Source organism: Kothea flammea, from assembly GCF_052161645.1.
GTDB lineage: Bacteria > Planctomycetota > Planctomycetia > Pirellulales > Pirellulaceae > Laterigemmans.
The window spans coordinates 6,407,655-6,424,070 of the sequence record NZ_CP197414.1; the positions used below are offsets into that span (position 1 = coordinate 6,407,655).

The window sequence follows — 16,416 nt, forward strand, 5'->3', positions numbered from 1 at the left end:
GCAGCAAACGTGTGAGAGCCGAGTAAATACCGAAAAGCTTGTCGCATTCCTGAGATGCGGCAAGCTTTTTTATTGCCGCCAGCTTATCTCGCCAGTTTATCTTGACAGCTGGGGTGTTAACTCGACCTGGTAGCTGCCGCGATTGTCGGCTCGCTCGCCAGGTAAGTCATTCACCCTCAATAACAACCAACTCGGTCGGTCCGCGCGAAGGATCGCTTGTTCGCCAATGGGCAGATCAATCAACGGCTCCACGGTGGTCGTGGTTCTGGTTTCCAGCGGCAATAAAGTGGCGACTAACTTACCCAACGGTTGACCGCGGTAATAGCGAATCGTGACTCCCGCCGGTTTGCTCAACCAGGGCTTGGGCTGGTCGGCTAAGGTCACGCTACCCGTGGCCGTCACTCGAACTTGCTGACCGGCAGCCAATTGAATTGGGGCGGCTTGCCAGCCACGCTCGGCTGCGATCTCCAAGACCCGCCGCTGGCCATCCCAAACTGGCGGGGAAACCTGCAGGTCAACCCGATTCCGCTGTAAGTCATAGCCATAATCGAACTCGTCAATCAACACTCGCCAGCGAGTTTGCGCCAGCGGCCACGCGTCTCCCAACTGGCTGACAAAACGCCGCGTAAACTCGGCCGAGGCATCTTCACCCTCCCGAGCCGCCGCCAATAACTTATCTCGCGTCTCCGGATACATCGCCAGGAGACTGATCGCCGCCCAGGTCCAGGCGTACGGTTCGACTTGGCGGTGCGCAGTGTCGCTGTAACGCAGCACCGAGATCAGGGATAACGATTTTCCCTCGGCACGCCGCTGCTGAATCATCTTGAACCGGCCCCAGTATGGAACTGCGGCACTCGATGGCGGCACCAAACCGACGGTGAGCTGGCCCGCTTGCCCTGGCTGGCCCGCTTGCCACTGATGAGTCGCTAAAAACTCGGCCGTTCCCTCCATGTACCAGGGGGGGCCGGCTCCTCCGAAACAATGCGCGGCAAAGGCGTGCGCCGCCTCATGCAACAGCAAGTGCTGGGTGTAATATTCGGCTGGTTGCTGCACCACCCACGCTCGCTTGCCCAGTTGATAGCCGTGGGGAAAATCAGGCAGACCGGCTGGGATCAAACCGCGGCGAGCAAAAGCCGCTTTGTCGCTCATCACGTAGATCGTGACTCGCCAATCGTCCATACGTTGCAGCGGCAGCTGCCAAAACTCGCACCACAGCGGAATCGCCGCATCGAGCACCGCCGGCCAGTCCCGTCGCTCGGCGGTGACTGGCAAATCGGTGACAATTTGCGCATAGCGGCCATCGAGCTCAGTTAGTTCACTGGCGACGTCGGTGGACGGCGCGGTCGCTTGCCCCAGAACCAGCGTTGGGGAGACCAGCCAGAGCCCGCCAAAAAGCCCGTAAATGAGCACGCTAGCGAGCCCACTGAACGACAACAGCGAGCAACGCCGCCGAAAATCGTTAGATCTAACCACATGGTGTGTAAGGTTTTTTCTAACGATTGGGCTGCCTGGCGAGGTGAGCGGGGAGCTACAGGAGCGATTCGAGCAGGCGTCTGAGTTTGCGCAGTTCGACACGGTGGTCGACACCCTCCATGGGAGTGATGTAGATACTTAGCGCGCGATCGTAACTTTCGCGTTCCAGCTGGTGAATGATTTTACCATAGTCGACCTCACCTTGCCCGACGCTGACCTGGAAGGCGTCTTTTTTGGAGTCCCGCAAGTGGACGTGGAAGACATATTTGAGAATGCGGTCGAGGCTTTTGCCGTAAGCCGGCCCGGCGATGTAGACGCTGGGGTCGAGGGTGATCCCCAGACCGTGGACGTTATCGCAGAGGACCATCAGGGTATCAGGATCTTCGCTGAGACGCCCCAGTTGGCTGCGGACACCGACGCGGGCCCCTTCGGTTTCGGCGATATCGACCAATCGTTGAAGATGCTCGACTTCCTCGTTGAAAGGGGTCCCCAGTTCGGCGGAGGGAACCGTCAACGTGACCACTTTGGCCGCTTTGGAAAAGCGACAAATCTCCTTGAAATCAGCGTAATGCTGATCCCCTCGGGAGGCCAGTTCGAGGCTGAAATTGGAGATGTCGAGGCGATGGCTGAACCTTAACACCTGCATGGCCAGATCGGGGTCTTCCAGCAATTGGCTGGGGCGGTAGTGCCCACCGGACTCATGCAGATCGAACTCGAGCATGGTGAATTCAAGATCGGCAAGCAGGTCGATCGCGGCCTCGAGCGGCAAGTCGGGCAAGCAAGCAGTGGACGCGGCAACGTGCACGTCAGAATCCTCCATGAGGGGGTGAAATCAAGATGGTTACGCGGTAACTGTAGCGATCTTCGCGGTCAAGGTGAACGGCAGTTTTGGGATCAATCTTCACCGCTGCTGAGCACAGCCATGAAGGCTTTTTGGGAAATCTCCACATTCCCCACCGCTTTCATACGCTTCTTTCCTTCTTTTTGTTTCTGCAGCAGTTTGCGTTTACGCGTGATATCCCCGCCGTAGCATTTGGCCGTGACATTCTTCCGCATCGCGGGGACGGTCTCCCGCGCGATGACGCGGGAGCCCACCGCCGCTTGCACGGCCACCTCGAACATGTGGCGTTCGATTTCTTGTTTCAGGCGTTTGGCCACGGCCCGTCCGCGGCGATCGGCGTCCCGGCGGTCGCAGACGACACTCAGCGCGTCGACACGATTCCCGTTGACGAGAATGTCCATGCGAACCAAATCGGCCTGTTGATAGCCGACCATTTCGTAATCGAGCGTGCCGTAGCCGCGGGTGGCACTTTTGATTTTGTCGTGGAGATCGTAAATCACTTCAGCCAGCGGGATGTCATAAACCAGCATGGCGCGTTGCGGCCCGAGATATTCCTGCGACTGCAAAATGCCGCGACGTTCTTGGCAGAGCTTCATCACGGCTCCGATAAATTCGTCGGGGACCACGATCGAGCAGCGGACGATGGGCTGGCGAAACTCTTCGATGTCGCCCGGGTCGGGAACATCTTGGGGTTTGTGAATCATGCTGGTTTCGCCCCGTTTGTTGACCACTTCGTAGGTCACGTTGGGAGCGGTTTGCACCAAATCGATGTTCGATTCTTGCTCGAGTCGCTGCTGGATGATCTCCATGTGCAGCAAGCCGAGAAAGCCGCAGCGAAATCCGAAACCGAGCGCGTCGCTGGTCTCCGGTTCAAACTCGAAGCTGGGGTCGTTCACCGCCAGTCGCCCAAGGGCATCGCGTAATTCTTCAAAATTTTGGCCATCGCTGGGGAACAATCCGCAGTAGACCATACGTTTCGGCCTCATATAGCCTGGCAATGGTTTGGCCGGGTTATCGCCGGTGACGCTGACCGTATCGCCGATATGCACGTCAGCCAGTGATTTAATGTTGCAGATCAGGTAACCGACTTGTCCGGCTCGCAACGAATCGCAGGAGACACGGCCCGGTGCAAACTGGCCCAGTTCGACGACTTCGTGCTGCGTGCCCGCTTTGAGGAACTTGATCTTTTGGCCTCTTCGCACCGTGCCGTTCATCAGACGCACGTAGGTGATCGCGCCGCGGTAGTCGTCGTAATTGGAATCGAACACCATGGCCTGCAGCGGCGCGTTGGGGTCTCCTTGAGGAGCCGGAATGCGTTCGACAATTGCGCGCATCAGTTCCTGGATGCCGATGCCGGCTTTGGCGCTGACCAGGACCGCTTCTTCAGCCGGGGTCCCCAGCGATTGCTCCATTTCCTCGGCCACTTCGTCGGGCCGCGCGTAGGCCAAGTCGATTTTGTTGATTACCGGAATGATCGTCAGGTCGTGCTCCATCGCTTTGAAAGCGTTGGCCACCGTTTGCGCCTCGACTCCTTGAAAAGCGTCGACGACCAACAATGCGCCTTCGCAACAAGCCAGCGAGCGGGAGACTTCGTATTGAAAATCGACGTGACCGGGGGTATCGATCAGGTTGATTTCATATGTTTCGCCGTCCAGCGTGTAATGCATGGCCACGGCGCGGGCTTTGATCGTGATCCCCCGCTGGCGTTCCAGATCCAAATCGTCCAACAGCTGTTCTTTCATCTGCCGTTTGGAAACGGTGTCGGTGAATTCCAGCAGCCGATCAGCTAACGTGCTTTTGCCGTGGTCAATGTGTGCAATGATGCAGAAATTGCGGATCTGCATAAATTACCAAGTCAGGAAAGGAGTGAAGGAAGGGGAATCAGTGACTGTAAAAAATGGCTAGTTCGAGTTGGTTCTAAGTTTGTTTGGACATCAAAACGCGTCGCGCGTAACCGGCTGCCCCCAGGTAACCGGCATCGCCACCGAGCGAAGCGAAATCAATCGTCGTCCCCGCAGCCACATTAGAAAAGGTCCGTTGTGAGAATTCAGCGCGAATTCCTTCGACAAATCGTCTGCCCACGGGTGAATCGGGGCCACCAAAGTCCATCGCCCCACCTAATACCACTAGACCTGGGTCGAGCGTGGCAACCAGGCTGGTGATGCCAACTCCCAGCCAGACGGCAGTCTCATCGATAATCTGCAGTGCTAGTTGATCGCCGTCGGCAGCCGCTTCGTAGACTTTCTTGGCGGTCAATTCAGAATCATCGCCACCGAGCATGCCGACTAATTTGCTGGCTTTGGCTAGTTCTCCTCCGGCTCGCAAGGCATCGCGAGTGCGCCGCACGACGGCGCTAGCCGAGGCGTAGGCTTCCAGATGTCCGCGGCCGCCTCCCCACACGCAGAGTCTCGCATCGGCGGCGGCGTCGACGATGATGTGTCCACATTCGCTGCCAAAACTATTGATGCCATTCACCAATTCGCCGTCGACGATCACGCCGCCACCGACACCGGTCCCCAGCGTCAGCAAAATCATGGAATCGTGATCGCGCCCGGTGCCTAGCCAGAATTCGCCGTAAGCGGCCGCGTTGGCGTCATTGACAAACACCACGCTGCGGCCGGTCGCCTGGGCCAGGGCATCGCGGATGGGAAATTGTTGCCAGTGGGGTAGGTTGGGTGGTTCCAGCAGCATGCCGGCTGGTAGATCCATACTCCCCGGCGTCCCCAACCCGATCGTGGCAATTTGATCGCCAATTTCGCCGCCCAAACGTTGTTCGTGGCTCCGCAAGGCGGCGGAGAGGCGTTCCACAGCGGCTTGCGGCCCCTTGGCTTCCTGAGTTGGAATACTTTCAAATGAGAGCGTTTTTCCCAGGTCGTCGACCAAACCAAACTTGATGCTCGTCCCCCCGACATCTACTCCCCAATAAAAGGGAGCCTGAGCTTGCGAGCGTTCAGTAATATTGGGGGTGGAGGACATCGGAGAATCTTTGAGGAACCGGCGAAATCTAGGAACAAGCGAAGGCCGATTAGTATAGAAGTCCCCGGGAAAACCCACAACGGACTCCCCACCCTACCACGCCTCCAGCCCAACGATGCGGACGAGCCCCCATGCGGATTGCTTATTTAACGGCAGGTGCTGCCGGCATGTATTGTGGCAGTTGCATGCACGACAATGCTTTGGCTCGCGAGCTATCACGCCACGACGCGGAATGCTTGCTGCTGCCGGTCTACACGCCGATTCGCACCGATGAACCGGACGTCAGCCGCGGCGGGCAGGTTTTTTTTGGTGGCATTAACGTTTATTTACAGCAAAAATGGCCCTTGCTGGGAAAGCTGCCCGGGCCGTTGCTGCGGCTGCTCGACGCTCCTTGGCTGTTGCGGTTGGCGACCAAACGGGCGGGCGGAACGCAGGCGAGTTTGCTGGGCGATCTGACCGTATCCATGTTGCAGGGTTTGCAGGGCCATCAGGCGAGCGAGGTGAAACGCTTGGTCGCGTGGCTTCGCGACGAGTTTCGTCCTGATGTGATCGTGTTGACAAATCTCTTGATCGGGGGCTGTATTCCGGCGATTCGCGAAGTGTTGGACACCAAGATCGTTGTTTGGCTGCAGGGGGATGACATTTTCCTGGACTACCTACCCGAAGCATATCGTGGGCCAGCGACTGAATTAATGGGAGCCCTGGCTGCTCAGACTGACGCCTGCTTGGTAAACAGCCAGTTCTACGCCGATAAGATGGGCAACCGGCTGGGGATTCATCCAGACAAATTGCACGTGGTCCCCCTGGCAATCGACACCAACACTTTTGCGGCAGAGGCTGTTGATCAAGAACCCCGGTCCGGCGATTCGACCGCTCTTGATGCGGCTCTGGCGAGTGTGATCGAGGACCACCTTCCCGCCGGTGGTCGCAACGGAAAACCACTGAAGCTGGGTTACTTCGCTCGGATCGCACCGGAGAAAGGATTTCATAATCTGGTCGACGCCTTCATCGAAGTATCTTCCCGGTTGGGTAGCGGCAGGCTGCAGTTGCATTACGGCGGCTGGCTGGGAGACCAGCACCGCGATTACCTGCACACCCAGCAAAAGCGTTTGGATGCCGCTGGTCTCGCCGCCGCGCACTTCCACCACGGCAGTCCAGAGCGGGACGCCAAGATCGCTTTGCTGCGCTCTTTTGATCTGTTCAGCGTGCCGACCGATTACGAGGAATGCAAAGGCCTGTACGTACTCGAATCGCTGGCCGCCGGCGTCCCCGTGATCCAGCCCCAGCACGGGGCGTTCCCAGAGTTGCTAGCTTCGACCGGTGGCGGATTGCTCTATCCCGCCAACGACCCGGCAGCCTACGCGGAGTGCCTGCTGCGGTTGCTGGAAAATGCCTCCGAGCGAACCGAGTTGGGACTGGCCGGGCAACAAGGCGTTCTCAGCCGGCACACCATCGCCCAACAGGCGGCCGAGTTCCTGCGGATTGTGGCGGGTTGATTGTGGCGGGTTGATTGTGGCCACGTGCGGCCCACCGGCCGGTGTACTATGCTGGGGTCCAGTTTGTCAGCTTCGCCAATTCATTCGTTGCACATGATGGAACATGGTCGCTTTTATATCGGTCCGCACCGGGCCTGACTCAGGTCGCAAATATCCGCTCGATCCGGAACGTCCCATGCACATTGGGCGGGGCACGAGTTGTGAAATCATGTTGACCGATCCGATCAGTTCACGTTTCCACGCGGTGCTATATTTCGAGGAAGGCAACTGGCAAATTCGCGACAACAAGAGCCGCAATGGGACTGCTGTGAATGGTCAGAAGACGGACCACGCGATGTTGCTCGACAAGACGTTGATCCGCGTCGGCGGCACGGAGATGCAGTTCGTGGATGTGCCCGAAGATGCCTTTGTGGAAAGTCCCAATACGCAAACGATTGTTGCTGACCGGGCGTTGCAAACGCATGGCGGTCACGAGTTGTTGCCGACCGATCCGCTGCGGGAAGCGGCTCAGGCGGGGAACTTGCTCGACTTGTATCAACTCAGCATCCAGTTGCTGCGGAGTGGCGATCCCGATGAAGTGATCGACACCACGGCCGCACTCCTGAGTCACCGGACGGGTGCCGACGCGTTGGGCTTTTTTCGTTTGGCGACGGCCGGTCAGTTGACGGCGGAGTATGTGATGCCGCCGGAGGCAACCGGCTTGGTCACGCCCAGCCGCACGCTGGCGAGAAGGATGATTGGTCAGGGCGAAGCGATTTGGGTCAGTAAAGAAGCGGGTGAAGCGACGTATGAGGGAGATACCGAAAAGCTGGCTCGAGACGCGATTCTAATACCGCTGTTCGCCGCCGACAGCATTGCCGGCGCGATGGTTTTGCATCGCCGGGAAGGGCATTTTGAACAAGCTGATTTTGAACTGGCGATCGCCGCCGCCCGCTTGATTGCCGCCGCGTTGGCCAACGCGCGGGAGAGTAATTTTCTTCGCGCCGAACGCCGGCGGTTGGCTGATCGTAATGCCGAAGCGGACGAATTGATCGGCAGCAGCCCGGTGATGATTCGCTTGAAAGAACGGGTCGAGCGGATTGGGCGCGCCAACGGTTGCGTGCTGATTCGCGGCGAGAGCGGCGCGGGCAAGGAACTGGTCGCGCGAGCCGTTCATCAAGCCAGCCCACGGCACGACCGGCCGCTGCTGAGTGTCAACTGCGCGGCGATTCCTCGCGATCTGGTGGAAAGCCAATTATATGGCCACCGCAAAGGCGCGTTCACCGGCGCCGACGGAGATCACAATGGCTGGTTCCAACAAGCGCACACCGGCACGCTGTTTCTCGACGAAGTCGGTGAGCTGACGTTGGAAGCCCAAGCCAAGATGCTGAGGATCCTCGAGGGACATCCCTTCCTCCCCGTCGGTGCCACCGAAGAGGTTCGCGTCGATGTCCGCGTCGTGGCGGCGACCAACCGCGACTTGGCAGAGTTCGTGCGGGAGAAAAAGTTTCGCGAGGATTTGTATTATCGCTTGAGTGTCTTCGAACTGGTCGTGCCGCCACTGCGCGATCGTGAAACCGATATCGAATTATTAATCGACCACTTCTTGGAACATTTGCGACTCCGCCACGGCCGCCCGCAAGCACATCTTTCCGCGGCTGCTCGTACGCGATTGCTGGAGTATCACTGGCCGGGGAATGTCCGCCAACTGCGGAATGTGATCGACAGCGCAATCGTGATGAGTGAAGGGGATGAAATTCAGTTGGAGGACTTGGGGCTGCGAGATGCCGGTGCCGGCACGATGGATACGCTGCGGCTCGATCACTGGGAAAAGAAACTGATTCGCGAAGCGCTCGACCGCTGCGACGGCAACATCGCAGCGGCCGCCAAACTGCTGGGCATCAGTCGCGCCACCGCCTACCGTAAACTTGCCGACCATGATATTCCCCGACCATAAAAACCGGCGACCATGACCAGCAGCTCAATGCCGGCTCGCGTGATCCTTACTGCGCTGGGCAGTCGCGGGGACGTGAATCCGTTTTTGGCGATCGCCGCGGAGTTGCAGAGGCGGGGAGCGCGGCCGGTGGTGATCTTGCCAGCGTCATACCAGCACTTGGCAGACGCCTTGGGCTTGGAGTCGCACGGCTTGATCTCCCACGAGGAGTTTCAACAACATTTGCTTGACCCTGATATTTGGCATCCTTACCGTGGCCCCAGGTTGTTGCTCCGCGAGTTTGTGGTCACTTATTTGTCTCGGCTGTTGGAACGGATCGATCAATGGATCGAGCCGGGCAACACCGTATTGGTCTCGCATCCACTCGATTTCGCTTCCCGATTGTGGCGAGACAAGCGATCCGATATTCGCCAGTTGAGCGTGCACTTGGCACCGCTGGCTTTGCCTTCGCAAGCCGATCCGCCGCGTTTTGGCAGCGGCTTGATGGGCATGCGGCGGCCGGCCGTCTGGCAACAAACTCAGTTGTGGTTGGCTAATCGTTTGTTGATCACTCGTTGGTTGGCAAAGCCGCTGAATGAGGTTCGTCGCACGATTGGGTTGCCGCCGGTGCGGCGCCCGCTGGGCTCTTGGTATTTTTCCCCCGATGGCGTGCTCGGTTTGTTTCCTGACTGGTACGGTCCGCCCGATCTGCCGGCGAATTTCCAATGCGTCGGGTTTCCCCGATACGATGGTCCCGAAGCGGGCGACCAGCCAGCGGGCGAAAACCGTTTGCCAGCGGCGATGCAAGCTAAATTGCAATTATCCGCCCGGCCGATCGTGTTCACCCCGGGCTCGGCACATCTCTTGGGAACCAAGTTCTTCGCGGCGGCGATCGAGGCCTGTCGGCGGATGGGAGTCCCCGGTTTAATGCTGTCGGCAGATCCCACGCAAGTACCAGCCGAGCGACCGGACGCGGTGCGGGTTGCCAGTTACGTGCCGTTGGGACAGTTGCTGCCCGACTGCCGCTTGTTAGTTCATCACGGCGGGATCGGCACGACCAGCCAAGCGTTGGCGGCTGGCTTGCCCCAGTTGATCTGTCCGATGGCTTTCGATCAATTTGACAACGCGCGACGAATTCGTCAGTTGGGCTGTGGCGATGAACTGGGGATGCGGGGAATCACGGCCAGCAAGTTGGTGGCCAAGCTGAAGAAGTTGCTCGCCAATCCGCAAACGCTTAACGCCCAGACAACCGCTGTGGCCGCGCGGCTGGAAGCGAGCGAAGTGGTGATTGGTCGCGCCGCCGAGCAGATTCTGCGGCAAGCCAAATCGCTAGGCTGATCGCTGGGCACCTGTGTTGTGGTGCTTAGCCCGAGGCTGGGGAGTGATTTCCGCGATAGAAAAAATCAATATTTCGCTCAAGTGATCAGCCAAGTACACTCCGCCAACATGCGGTGGGCCAAGGCTTTGGTTCACGACGAACACTCATTCGCCACGACCCCCAAACCGAGAGGCGGAGCATGGATGCTCGCTGGTCACTCCAGTTTCGGATCACAAGCTGCCCAGAACAGCGGCTACTGATTAAGCTGGCCCCGCTTATCAAACTGGCCCTGCTGATGATCGCGCTGCTCAACGGTCTTGCCGTTAGGGCAGATGCGGCCAATCGAGCTGTACGCACCGCCAATTTTGCCGTCGTTGACGCGCCCACGCCAGAGCTGGCACAACAGGTCGCGCAGGCGGCCGAGCAGTTCCGCAGGACGCTGGCTATCCAGTGGCTGGGTAAAGAGTTACCGCGTTGGTCAGCCCCCTGCACGATTCGTGTGGTGGCCGGAAATCGACCCTGCGAAGGTGTCACTAATTACAACCGTTATCCTGGGCACGTCGGCGATTTTCAGATGGTCGTCATCGGTACCCCGCAGAGGATCCTCGATAGCGTCTTGCCCCATGAAGTCACGCACACCGTGTTGGCGACTCATTTTGGACGCCCCTTGCCGCGTTGGGCCGATGAAGGTTTGTCGACAACGGTCGAACATGTGGCGGAGAAATCGAAGCACGACGTCAAATTGAAAGAGTTTTTGACGACGGGCAAGGGCATCCCCATGAATCAGATGTTCATGATGACCGAGTACCCGCCGGAGATGCTAACGCTGTACGCCCAAGGGTATTCGGTCTGTCGTTTTCTAGTCGAACAAAATGGCCCGCAGGAATTCATCAAGTTCATCGAAACTTACTTTCAACAAGGCAGTTGGACGCAAGCGGTTCGCCAACACTATCGCTATGCAAGCTTGGAAGAGTTTCAGCAGCACTGGTTGGCTTGGGTGCAAGCGGGCAGCGGTCCGGTCGCACAATTTGCCAAAATTCAACTCGGCCCCGCGCCGCTTCCAGCCAGCGACCCGCCGTCGCTGCAATTGGCTGGCAGCAATCACCAGCCGATGAACGGCTCGTTAGCCGATACCCGATTAGCCGCTAGCCAAACCGTGAGTGCTGGTGATGGTTGGTATCAGCGGCGTCGTCAAGCGACTTTGGATGAAGCGGCAACAGGCCTGCCTCCCAAGTCGCACTCAACCGCTCAGCCGGGCCCCGAACTGGGAGCGATCACCGCGCCGGTGGGTAGCTCGTCGGCTTGGAACCCGGCTCGTCGTTTTCGCTAAGCCTGACCGCTGAACCCAGCTAGATTGTCAGCACAATTTTTCCTCGCAGGGAGCAAGTCCCTTCGATGGTGGCTTGTTCTTGCAGGGCGTGCGCATCGGCTGCTTGTTCCAGTGGAAGGACTTTGGCGATCAGTGGTTTGAGGCTACCATCAGCCAGCCACATGTTGATATCGTCGGCTGCTGTTCGCATCTCGTCCGAGGATGCTTTGAACATTACGAAGCCGTGCAGTTTGCATTCTTTGACGTAGAAGGGACCGACGGGAAATTCAGGTCGCGCGTCGCGTCCGGCCATTAGCACCATCCTGCCCCGTTCGGCCATGGTTTGAACGGCCATATCGAAGTCGGGTACGCGGCGGGTCTCCCAGAAAACATTCACGCCTTCGGGGATGATCTCTTCGACCCGCTGGACGATATCTTCTTGCTGATAATCGATTGCCCAATCGGCACCCAGCTCACGACAAAGTTGAGCTTTCTCCTCGCCTCCGCCGGTGGCGATGACTTTGGCGCCAGCCGCTTTGGCCATTTGGACTACCATCGAACCCACACCCCCGGTACCGCCGATCACCAGCACCGTCTCGTCAGCCCGCAGGCAGGCTTCCCGGTTAAGGCCCAAGTGGGCCGTGACGCCAACCAACGCGCAAGCCGCCGCGGCTGTCGGCTCGACACCGTCGGGCAATGGATAGAGCCAACGTGCATCGACAACGGCGTACTCGGCAAATGTACCTTGCCGCCCCAGCAATCCCTGGTTGGTAAACCAGACGCGATCTCCTTCGCGAAATCCGGCGACTCCCTCGCCCAGCATCTCCACGACACCGGCCCCATCGCAACCGATTACGAAAGGATCCGGCAGATCCATTGCGACCGTGCCGGCTCGGATGTAGGTATCGATGGGGTTAACCGAAACCGCCTCCATCCGCACGCGGACTTGCCCGCGGGCCGGTTCCGGGTTGGGGAGTTCGCCAATTTCAATACAAGAAGCGGGGCCTGTGGCCCGAATGAACGCTGCCTTCATAGATCTGACTGCCGTCGTGTTGGGGGGATGCATATCAGGATCACGCCATGATACCCATATCCAACTCGATCAGGCGAGATGGGAGAAACTCTCCCGTAACGCGGACCGAAGGAATAGATGGTCCATAACACAGCTATCTTTCGAACTAACTGCGGGGTTGGGGGGCGATTTGAGTGACCTGCGCGTTCACCGCTATCCGAACTTTTTGCCCAACGCATGGCCGGCTAAAGCCGGTACACCAGCGCATCGACCACACTAAACCTCGTGATCGGGCAGACGAGTCGCTCGCACGACGGTGAACAGCGAAAGGGGGGATGTCTTGTAGCGTTTGTCCACTTCCAGCGGCAGCGATCGCACGACCGCTTCGCATTCGAGATCGGTTCGCCAGCCAAGATGTCGCGTCACCGGATCGGCGCGATCAATCATGTTGGCCAACCAAGGTCGCGGGCTGCGAAAATGGTTGATCACCAAAACCTTGCCGCCGGGACGCACGACGCGAGCGATTTCTCGCATCATCGATTCAGGATTGGAAACGACGCTGACGGTGTGGAACGAGGTCACGCAGTCGAACGAGGCATCGTCGAATTCCAGCTTCTCCGCGTTGCCCTGCTGAACCTGAATGTGATCCCAGCCCTCCTCGGCAATCTTGCGTTTGGCAACGGCCAACATTTCCTGGGAAAGGTCAATGCCCGTGACCTGCACATCGTGAGGATAAGCTTGCAGCGATGTCCCGGTGCCGACACCCACTTCGAGTGTCCGCGTTCCGGGGCGCAAATTTAGCTGACGAATGGCGCTCCAAATGCGTTTACGAACCAGCAACGGAAAGAGCAATTCATAGGCGGGGGTGAATTGCCGATACAGGGCGCTGTTCTCGCTTTGAGGCAAGTCCGCCGTGGCATGCTTGCGAACCCGCACGCGGTCAGCAAATCGCCGAATTCCCGCGTGGCGTTTGTCGCGGTCTGAATGGCGACTCTTTTTCGGTGGTCCAATGACTCGCATACTTCCTCCGTTGCCCGATCTTGTAAAAGACCGAATGATTATCAGCATTCCTAGAGCCTAAACCAACACCCGTGCAAAATAATTTTGCCGACTTTTACGCAACTGTGACACCCGAGCGATCCCCGCAGCACACTGAACAAACTGCTGAACAGCCCGCTGGAGATCCGATTTTACGTTGCTATGTTGGTGCGTCGCCCTTGGCATCTGCCGATTTATTCGCCACAGCATCGGCAAAATTGTTACCGCTTTTGGATTCAAGTTGGCGTTTCAGTCGGGGAGTCCGCTCGCCAGCGACGGCTTGGGGCTGGCCTCGATACCGCCGCAGCAACTCCTTCAGCGGCGAAGCAAAAGCGAAATAGCAAAAGCCCAGCGGCAGCACCAACTCGTGGAGAATGAACAGCCCGACGCATGCGAAAATCGCTTGGCCGATTTGGTGCGGTGGTCTTCTGCCGCCAAAAAGTTGATTAAAGACGTGCGGATAACGCACGCGGGAAACCATCAGGTAAGCCAGCACCACGGCCAGCAGCGGCAGCAGGTAATGAGACGCTTGCAGCCCCCAAGTCGCCAGATGCTGAATTCTTGGGCTGTATGCTTCACTCTGAAAGCTGGCCAAGCGGGGCACCGCAATGGCAAACGAGGCAAGCGCACCGGCGGCGGCCGGGCTGGGCAAGCCGAAGAAGCTGTCGTGGGGGTCGTCTTCTTTGGTTTCAACATTGAATCGGGCCAGCCGCAGCAGCACGCACAAGGTAAATAGCACCCCCACCGTCCAGGACAAACGGTGTGGCAAGACCTCGCTGTATCGCCAAATGATGACCGCCGGGGCGGTACCAAACGTGATCGCGTCACAGAGGCTGTCGAGTTGGGCGCCGAATTCGCTCGATTGGTTGGTCATCCGGGCCGCGTGCCCGTCAAAAGCATCGAACAGCATACCGGCAAAGATCAGCACTCCGGCAACTTGCAGTTTGATCTCCTCGGTCCACAGCAAGGTATCGCTGACGGCCACGGCGATTGCCGCCAAACCGCAGGTACCGTTGCCGAGGGTCAGCATGGTGGGTAGCACCGCCAGGGTTAACCGCCGCTTGGGGCCCAACCGACGCCGCTGTCGCCATACGGGCTTCCGCATTTCGCTCATGCAATATCTTCCTCGGTGCTGTCACGCGGACTCATCTGTGCATTATCCTCCAAACCGGGCTGCCGCGGCAAAATCAGCTCAGTCCGCATTCCCAGCTTAATCGGTGGCACGTCTTCAGCGAAGAGGAATCGAACGGACCGCAGAACTTGTTATCTTATCAAACCACCGACGGTTCGTCGTCAGGCCCCGGCTCCTCTAATTTTTGAATCACCTTCATGTTGCCTCGCTACTTGGTGGCGTTCAAACCGAAACGCATGCCACACTATTTCACCGATCTCCTGATCATCGGGGGAGGTTTGGCCGGCCTGCGGGCTTCCATGGCTGCCGCTTCCAACCAGTCGGTGCTGGTTGTCACCAAAGATCAATTGCGCGAATCGAACAGCCACTACGCCCAAGGCGGAATCGCCGGTGTGATTGATCCGGAAGATTGCTTCGAGGACCACGTCTCCGATACGTTGTCGGCAGGTGGCAATCTGTGCGAGCGGCCAGTGGTCGACATGGTGGTCCGCGATGGTCCCCGCAGGATTGAAGAACTGGTCAACTGGGGAACTCGCTTTGATGAACTGGCCGGCAGCTTTACGCTTGGCCGTGAAGGCGGACATAGCCACCATCGCATCGTGCATGCCTTGGGAGATGCGACTGGCAAAGAGATCATGCGAGCGGTGATCGAACAAACTCGCCAGCGAGAAAATATTGAGATCTGGGAACACGCTTTTACCTTGGATTTGCTGACCCATGATGGACGCTGTCACGGTGCGATTATCAAACGCAGCGATGGCCCGCCGATGTTGGTGTGGGCCAAGCAGACAATTATTTGCACCGGCGGCGCGGGGCAAGTCTTCCGCGAATCGACCAATCCCCCGGTCGCTACGGCCGATGGTTACGCAGCCGCTTTCCGCGCCGGAGCCGAACTGCGTGACATGGAATTTATCCAGTTCCATCCCACGGTCTTGTACATCGCGGGCAGCTCGCGGTTCTTGATGACCGAGGCGATTCGTGGTGAGGGAGCTTATCTCGTCGACAACAATGGGCATCGTTTCATGCCCGACTACGATCCGCGAGCCGAACTGGCGCCGCGAGATGTCGTCAGCCAATCGATTGTGCGTCAAATGGCGGCCACGCACAGTTCCAACGTGTACCTTGATCTTTCGCATCTCGATTCCGAGTTGGTCCTGCGGCGGTTTCCAGGCATCGCCAAAGTCTGCCGCAAATTCGAACTCGACATCACCACTGACCGCATTCCGGTTCGCCCGGGGGCGCATTACATGATTGGTGGCGTCACGGTCGACCTGCAAGGTAGATCAACGTTGCCCGGTTTGTGGGCCGCTGGTGAAGTCACCAGCTCGGGTCTGCACGGGGCAAATCGTCTGGCCAGCAACAGTCTGCTCGAAGGGCTGGTCTACGGTGCCCACGCGGGCGAAGGCGCCTCGCGAGCGGCCGCCGAGATGCCCGATCAAATGCGGGCCCTGCCGATTGAAAGTTGGGCTGGCGAAGAAACCAGCAGCGAAGCGATCGATGTGGCTGACGTGCGGGCGGCGGTCAAAAGTTTGGCGGGACGTTTGATCGGTGTCGAACGCTCCGCCGATGGACTTCGCGAAGCGGTCGATTCGCTCGATTCCTTTTGCGTCTACGCGCTGCGGAGAAGGTTTGACGAGCCGGTTGGCTGGGAACTGCAGAATTTGCTCACCACCGCGCGGCTGATGGCCCGCGCGGCACTGCTCAGGGAAGAATCTCGGGGTGTCCATTTTCGCAGCGATTTCCCTCAACCCAACGACGCGGCTTGGCGGCGACATATTTGCATGCGAGTCGATGTCGACGGCGGTAGACCTCGCCTCGGTCCGCTGATCGCCCCCGATTGAAACCTCTCGGATGCCAACGCAAAATCCGCTCACGGAGAATTCTCCAGCCCCGCGATCTCCAGCGCCGT

General features: G+C 58.6%; 12 protein-coding genes. 5 read left to right on the plus strand and 7 right to left on the minus strand.

Features of this window, described 5'->3' with window-relative positions; translation table 11 throughout:
* Positions 1 to 96 precede the first annotated feature (96 nt).
* From SH139x_RS23855 to SH139x_RS23870, 4 genes are all read right to left on the minus strand, one after another.
* Positions 97 to 1,410 carry a hypothetical protein gene (locus SH139x_RS23855; protein ID WP_488352262.1) on the minus strand — a complete coding sequence of 438 codons (1,314 nt, stop codon included), beginning with the start codon at positions 1,408 to 1,410 and terminating at the stop codon, positions 97 to 99.
* Between the two features lie 118 nt (positions 1,411 to 1,528).
* The gene (locus tag SH139x_RS23860; RefSeq protein ID WP_488352263.1) at positions 1,529 to 2,278 is read right to left on the minus strand and encodes a sugar phosphate isomerase/epimerase family protein; all 750 of its coding nucleotides are present in this window, start codon (positions 2,276 to 2,278) and stop codon (positions 1,529 to 1,531) included.
* A gap of 89 nt (positions 2,279 to 2,367) precedes the next feature.
* Positions 2,368 to 4,158 (minus strand): translation elongation factor 4, encoded by a 1,791-nt coding sequence (gene lepA / locus SH139x_RS23865; protein WP_488352264.1) that lies wholly within the window; start codon positions 4,156 to 4,158, stop codon positions 2,368 to 2,370.
* 73 nt (positions 4,159 to 4,231) lie between these two features.
* Positions 4,232 to 5,290: an ROK family protein gene (locus SH139x_RS23870; RefSeq protein ID WP_488352265.1), complete on the minus strand. Its 1,059-nt coding sequence runs from the start codon at positions 5,288 to 5,290 to the stop codon at positions 4,232 to 4,234.
* Between the two features lie 131 nt (positions 5,291 to 5,421).
* Between SH139x_RS23870 and SH139x_RS23875 the strand changes: the two genes are divergently transcribed.
* From SH139x_RS23875 to SH139x_RS23890, 4 genes are all read left to right on the plus strand, one after another.
* A complete protein-coding gene (locus tag SH139x_RS23875) occupies positions 5,422 to 6,786 on the plus strand; it encodes a glycosyltransferase family 4 protein (protein WP_488352266.1) in 1,365 nt (454 codons plus the stop codon).
* Positions 6,787 to 6,889: 103 nt separating this feature from the next.
* Entirely contained in the window at positions 6,890 to 8,722 is a 1,833-nt protein-coding gene (locus SH139x_RS23880) for a sigma 54-interacting transcriptional regulator (protein ID WP_488352267.1), read from the plus strand.
* Positions 8,723 to 8,734: 12 nt separating this feature from the next.
* The gene (locus tag SH139x_RS23885; RefSeq protein WP_488352268.1) at positions 8,735 to 10,036 is read left to right on the plus strand and encodes a glycosyltransferase; all 1,302 of its coding nucleotides are present in this window, start codon (positions 8,735 to 8,737) and stop codon (positions 10,034 to 10,036) included.
* 179 nt (positions 10,037 to 10,215) lie between these two features.
* Positions 10,216 to 11,346: a gluzincin family metallopeptidase gene (locus SH139x_RS23890; RefSeq protein WP_488352269.1), complete on the plus strand. Its 1,131-nt coding sequence runs from the start codon at positions 10,216 to 10,218 to the stop codon at positions 11,344 to 11,346.
* Positions 11,347 to 11,365: 19 nt separating this feature from the next.
* Here SH139x_RS23890 and SH139x_RS23895 read toward each other — a convergent pair whose 3' ends face one another.
* The 3 genes from SH139x_RS23895 to pssA form a co-directional block, all read right to left on the minus strand.
* Positions 11,366 to 12,358: an NADPH:quinone reductase gene (locus tag SH139x_RS23895; RefSeq protein ID WP_488352270.1), complete on the minus strand. Its 993-nt coding sequence runs from the start codon at positions 12,356 to 12,358 to the stop codon at positions 11,366 to 11,368.
* Positions 12,359 to 12,613: 255 nt separating this feature from the next.
* Positions 12,614 to 13,357 carry a class I SAM-dependent methyltransferase gene (locus tag SH139x_RS23900; RefSeq protein ID WP_488352271.1) on the minus strand — a complete coding sequence of 248 codons (744 nt, stop codon included), beginning with the start codon at positions 13,355 to 13,357 and terminating at the stop codon, positions 12,614 to 12,616.
* Between the two features lie 178 nt (positions 13,358 to 13,535).
* Positions 13,536 to 14,480 carry a CDP-diacylglycerol--serine O-phosphatidyltransferase gene (pssA, locus tag SH139x_RS23905; protein WP_488352272.1) on the minus strand — a complete coding sequence of 315 codons (945 nt, stop codon included), beginning with the start codon at positions 14,478 to 14,480 and terminating at the stop codon, positions 13,536 to 13,538.
* Between the two features lie 224 nt (positions 14,481 to 14,704).
* On the opposite strand from pssA, the gene nadB reads away from it, so the two are divergent.
* A complete protein-coding gene (nadB, locus tag SH139x_RS23910) occupies positions 14,705 to 16,348 on the plus strand; it encodes an L-aspartate oxidase (RefSeq protein ID WP_488352273.1) in 1,644 nt (547 codons plus the stop codon).
* The last annotated feature ends 68 nt before the right edge of the window (positions 16,349 to 16,416 follow it).

Bases quoted from the DNA above. Each gene is read 5' to 3' on its own strand.
- lepA (WP_488352264.1), bottom strand. From the start codon at position 4,158: ATGCAGATCCGCAATTTCTGCATCATTGCACACATTGACCACGGCAAA.
- pssA (WP_488352272.1), bottom strand. From the start codon at position 14,480: ATGCGGAAGCCCGTATGGCGACAGCGGCGTCGGTTGGGCCCCAAGCGG.
- SH139x_RS23890 (WP_488352269.1), top strand. From the start codon at position 10,216: ATGGATGCTCGCTGGTCACTCCAGTTTCGGATCACAAGCTGCCCAGAA.
- SH139x_RS23870 (WP_488352265.1), bottom strand. From the start codon at position 5,290: ATGTCCTCCACCCCCAATATTACTGAACGCTCGCAAGCTCAGGCTCCC.
- nadB (WP_488352273.1), top strand. From the start codon at position 14,705: ATGTTGCCTCGCTACTTGGTGGCGTTCAAACCGAAACGCATGCCACAC.
- SH139x_RS23875 (WP_488352266.1), top strand. From the start codon at position 5,422: ATGCGGATTGCTTATTTAACGGCAGGTGCTGCCGGCATGTATTGTGGC.
- SH139x_RS23885 (WP_488352268.1), top strand. From the start codon at position 8,735: ATGACCAGCAGCTCAATGCCGGCTCGCGTGATCCTTACTGCGCTGGGC.
- SH139x_RS23895 (WP_488352270.1), bottom strand. From the start codon at position 12,358: ATGAAGGCAGCGTTCATTCGGGCCACAGGCCCCGCTTCTTGTATTGAA.
- SH139x_RS23900 (WP_488352271.1), bottom strand. From the start codon at position 13,357: ATGCGAGTCATTGGACCACCGAAAAAGAGTCGCCATTCAGACCGCGAC.
- SH139x_RS23880 (WP_488352267.1), top strand. From the start codon at position 6,890: ATGGTCGCTTTTATATCGGTCCGCACCGGGCCTGACTCAGGTCGCAAA.